Source organism: Ramlibacter lithotrophicus (genome assembly GCF_012184415.1).
Classification (GTDB): Bacteria; Pseudomonadota; Gammaproteobacteria; order Burkholderiales; family Burkholderiaceae_C; genus Ramlibacter; species Ramlibacter lithotrophicus.
In genome coordinates this window covers 1-3419 of record NZ_VTOX01000017.1, presented here as the reverse complement: position 1 = coordinate 3419, position 3419 = coordinate 1, and the positions used below count along the sequence as shown (strand labels likewise).

Below are 3419 nucleotides of genomic sequence, written 5' to 3'. Positions count from 1 at the left end.
AGGCTGCCAGAATCGGCTGGAGATCAAATCGGCGCCCCGAGCGAGCATGACCGCGATGCAATTCCTGTTCGATCCAATCGCCCACTTCGCTGCGGCCGCGAAGGCGGTTTTTGCACAGCCTCGTTAGCCGGCGTAGAAGCTACAAAAACGTGCGTGCTGACGCGTCGGTGCGCCTGGCCATCTTCCGATGGCCGGTCAATTGTGTACAACACGCCACAAATATGGGCCAGACTGTTTCTGAAGGTGGTGCCAAACCCCCGCCTCGCCACACAATCTGAAGTGACTCAGTCATCAGCGGAAGAATTTTCAGTTGCCTGACGTCGCTGCGGCCTCAACCCGCTTTCTCTTCCTTTCTCTTGCTCGGACGGGCACATGAACAAGATCCTTGTCGGCACCATCCTGCTTATTGGTTTGCCGATCATCTTTCTCAAGTTCAGGCATCAGTTGGCCCCCGCCCTCCTGTTCCTGGTTGGCCTTGTAGTCCTTTCGGACTCCCTCTGGAACTGGAAAAGCGAGAGCGCCTTGAGGGCACGAGGACTGGAAGCCGTTGTGGTTCCGGCGGGCGACACCTACACCAGGGTACGGAAGGCCAAGGGGGGCGGCGACAAGGTGCTTGCGACGGTGAAGTTCCGGACGGCGGAGCAGCAGGAAATCACTGAAGAAACGCAGCTGCCCATGGGCGTGCTCGAAAAGTTCCAACGTGGCGAGACCGTCACCGTCTCCTATCTCCCCCATAAGCCATCCTACTACCGCTTCAACCCCTGGCAGCCCGCGGCACCGAGCGACGCTGGATTTGGTGCAATCATGATGCTAATTGCGGGCGTCTGGATGCTCGCGCGACGCCAGAACGGAACGAGGGCGGTGGCAAGCTAAGAGAACGGCGTGACGGCCGCAGGCGACGCCGGCTAACAGAACGATCGACGCGGACGTGGAGCTTGCCTCGGTTTGGTGGACACTCTTACCTAACGGAGAGAGTGGTCAATGGGACGAAGAATTGGTCCGGCCAAGATCAAGAAGTACGGCCTTGAGTTCAAGCTCAAGGCCGTACAACTGAGCTCGCAGCCTGGAGTGCTGATCAAGGATGTTGCGGAGTCGTTGTGCATTCATCCGTTCATGCTCTCGAAGTGGCGCAAGCAGGTGCGCGATGGCGAGTTGGTGGGTGACCCACCTGCACTAGAGCCACAGGAAGCCGCCGAACTGCGCCGGCTGCGAGAGGTGGAGCAGCAGTTCAAGCGCCTTCAGATGGAGCACGATCTGCTAAAAAAAGCTATCCGGTTTGCCTCCGAACGAAAAGCGAAGTCTTCGCCTTCATCGAGGCAAACCGGCAAACCTATCCGGTCCAAATGATGTGCGATCTGCACGGTGTTTCGCGGGCGGGCTTCTATGCCTGGGTGCGGCGAGAAGCCAGTGAGCGACAGCGCACCGACGAGGACTTGATCGAGCGTGTGCGCCAGGTGCATGCCGACAGCCGCGGGTACTACGGCAGCCCGCGCGTAGCAGGGCAGCTTCGGCTTGACGGCATGAACGTGGGACGTCGGCGGGTGGCAAGGCTCATGCGCCTGGCCGGCCTGCAGGGCAGGAGCGCGAGGCTGTATCGCCACTCCAAGGTCCTGCAGCGCGCGTTCTACGCCGGCGTTCCGTACCGGGCTGAAGCGGCCAGGACCGCCTCACATGACCAGGTGTGGGTGGGGGACGTGACGTACCTAAAGGTGGCAGGCCAATGGCGCTACATGGCCGCGGTGATGGACAAGCACTCGCGCCGGATCGTGGGCTGGAGCCTGAGTGGCAGGCGCGATGCTGCGCTCACCACTGAGGCCTTGCGGCGCTCGGCCAAAAGCAGGAGCATTAGCCCGGGCGTGCTGTTCCATAGCGACCGTGGCATCGAGTTCGCCAACTTCGAGTTCAGGGCCCAGTTGCAGCGACTCGGGATGGTGCAGAGCATGAATCGGCCCGGCAAGATGAACGACAACGCGCACATGGAGTCGTTCTTCCACTCGATGAAGTGCGAGGAGCTCTATGGGAAGAGGTTCGAGACAGAGCAGCTGCTGCGCAGCACGCTGAGCAGCTACATTCGGTTCTACAACGAGCGGCGGCTGCATTCATCGCTGCAGTACTTGCCGCCAGCTGCATACGAGCGTCGCGAGAATGGAGCAACCAGTGTCAACTAAACCGGTACAAGTTCCCGTCCTATCGGCGGTCTGTCGCCCGCCTACTGTCCGCCGGTCATCTTCACGTTAAGTCTCACCGTGCAGCCGCGCTTGACGCGTAGGTTGATGTAGTTACAATAACCTATGCGCGTGACCTACGATCCGGAGAAGCGCGAGCGCACGTTGCGTGAGCGCGGCTTGGACTTCGAAGACGCCACGTTCATTTTCGCCGGCCCCACTCTGGAGGTTGAGGACACGCGCAAGGACTATGGTGAAGCTCGAATCATCTGCTACGGCTATCTCGCAGGTCGCCTGGTTGTGGATGGCTACACACCGCGCGGCGCGGCCCGCCACGTATTCAGCATGAGGAAAGCCAATGCCCGCGAGCAAGCACGCGTCGCGCTGCTACTTGAAGTCTGATCTCGCGCGCGTGGACGCGCACAAGATCAAGAAATCGGAGTACGACGAACTGCCCGAATTGACCGAAGAGATGCTGGCGCGCGCCACTATCAGCAAGGGTGGTCGGCCGCGCTCTGAAAATCCTCGCAAACAGCTCACTCTTCGTCTGCCGGCCGACGTTATCGAACGATGGAAAGCTACCGGCCCTGGTTGGCAGACGAGAATGGCTGAGCGTCTGAGCAAAGTGCGGTGACACTTAACAGGTCCTATATGGACTCCCCTCCAACGGCAAGAGGCTGATCGATGTGGCTGGCTTGAGGGAGCGCCTGCAGTCGTATATCCGGCATCTTGAGCGGGCCTCTTGGGCCCGTGCCAACATGGAATCTGCGGAGGCGGCAGTGCGCCCAGTAATGAGCCGAGCCGCACGCCTCCATGATCACCAGCTTGACGTGTCGGTTCGCAAAAAAACGCTCGAACTGGCGCCGCGTCAGGCGATGCGTACGCACGATCTGCCAGGTGTCGTCGGCCTCGGCCAGCTGGAAGGCAGTCTTTGCCAGATCGACCGCAATGGTCATAGCATTCATGTCGGACTCCTTTCGCTCGAAGATCTGATCCCCACGCCAATGAAGACCAGTGCGCCACTGTGGCGCCAAGAACGGGGGGAGTCCATCCCAGCATTCGACGCGGACGCACAAGTGCGTCCGTGCGCTGCGCGCACTCCGCCGTTGCGCGCCGGTCAAGTCGAACGTTGAGGCTGTGCAAAAACTCCCGCGGAGGTTCGCCGGCCGGTCAGCGTTTCTGACTAGTTAAACGTTGACCAGGCATCGCCGCCCCTGCCGATGCCATGCCCCGCTACAAACCTGTAGACCGCAG

Annotated in this window: 6 protein-coding genes; 5 read left to right on the top strand and 1 reads right to left on the bottom strand. The window is 60.6% G+C overall.

Features of this window, described 5'->3' with window-relative positions; all coding sequences use genetic code 11:
- Nucleotides 1-372 precede the first annotated feature (372 nt).
- From RAMLITH_RS25390 to RAMLITH_RS25370, 5 genes are all read left to right on the top strand, one after another.
- Nucleotides 373-873 (top strand): DUF3592 domain-containing protein, encoded by a 501-nt coding sequence (locus RAMLITH_RS25390; RefSeq protein WP_168110265.1) that lies wholly within the window; start codon nt 373-375, stop codon nt 871-873.
- Nucleotides 874-981: 108 nt separating this feature from the next.
- Nucleotides 982-1347, top strand: a complete 366-nt coding sequence (locus RAMLITH_RS25385) for a transposase (RefSeq protein ID WP_168110264.1) — start codon at nt 982-984, stop codon at nt 1345-1347.
- Entirely contained in the window at nt 1311-2168 is an 858-nt protein-coding gene (locus tag RAMLITH_RS25380) for an IS3 family transposase (protein ID WP_168110266.1), read from the top strand. Before RAMLITH_RS25385 ends, RAMLITH_RS25380 begins: the two co-directional genes overlap by 37 nt.
- A gap of 123 nt (nt 2169-2291) precedes the next feature.
- Nucleotides 2292-2567, top strand: coding sequence for a BrnT family toxin (locus RAMLITH_RS25375; protein WP_168110263.1), 276 nt, complete (start codon nt 2292-2294; stop codon nt 2565-2567).
- Nucleotides 2524-2799: a BrnA antitoxin family protein gene (locus RAMLITH_RS25370; RefSeq protein WP_168110262.1), complete on the top strand. Its 276-nt coding sequence runs from the start codon at nt 2524-2526 to the stop codon at nt 2797-2799. Before RAMLITH_RS25375 ends, RAMLITH_RS25370 begins: the two co-directional genes overlap by 44 nt.
- Nucleotides 2800-2812: 13 nt before the next feature.
- Here RAMLITH_RS25370 and RAMLITH_RS25970 read toward each other — a convergent pair whose 3' ends face one another.
- Nucleotides 2813-3130, bottom strand: coding sequence for a hypothetical protein (locus RAMLITH_RS25970; protein ID WP_238344401.1), 318 nt, complete (start codon nt 3128-3130; stop codon nt 2813-2815).
- Nucleotides 3131-3419: the final 289 nt, after the last annotated feature.

Excerpts from the sequence above, each read along its gene's own strand:
- RAMLITH_RS25390 (WP_168110265.1), top strand. The coding sequence starts at position 373 with ATGAACAAGATCCTTGTCGGCACCATCCTGCTTATTGGTTTGCCGATC.
- RAMLITH_RS25385 (WP_168110264.1), top strand. The coding sequence starts at position 982 with ATGGGACGAAGAATTGGTCCGGCCAAGATCAAGAAGTACGGCCTTGAG.
- RAMLITH_RS25375 (WP_168110263.1), top strand. The coding sequence starts at position 2,292 with ATGCGCGTGACCTACGATCCGGAGAAGCGCGAGCGCACGTTGCGTGAG.
- RAMLITH_RS25370 (WP_168110262.1), top strand. The coding sequence starts at position 2,524 with ATGCCCGCGAGCAAGCACGCGTCGCGCTGCTACTTGAAGTCTGATCTC.
- RAMLITH_RS25970 (WP_238344401.1), bottom strand. The coding sequence starts at position 3,130 with ATGAATGCTATGACCATTGCGGTCGATCTGGCAAAGACTGCCTTCCAG.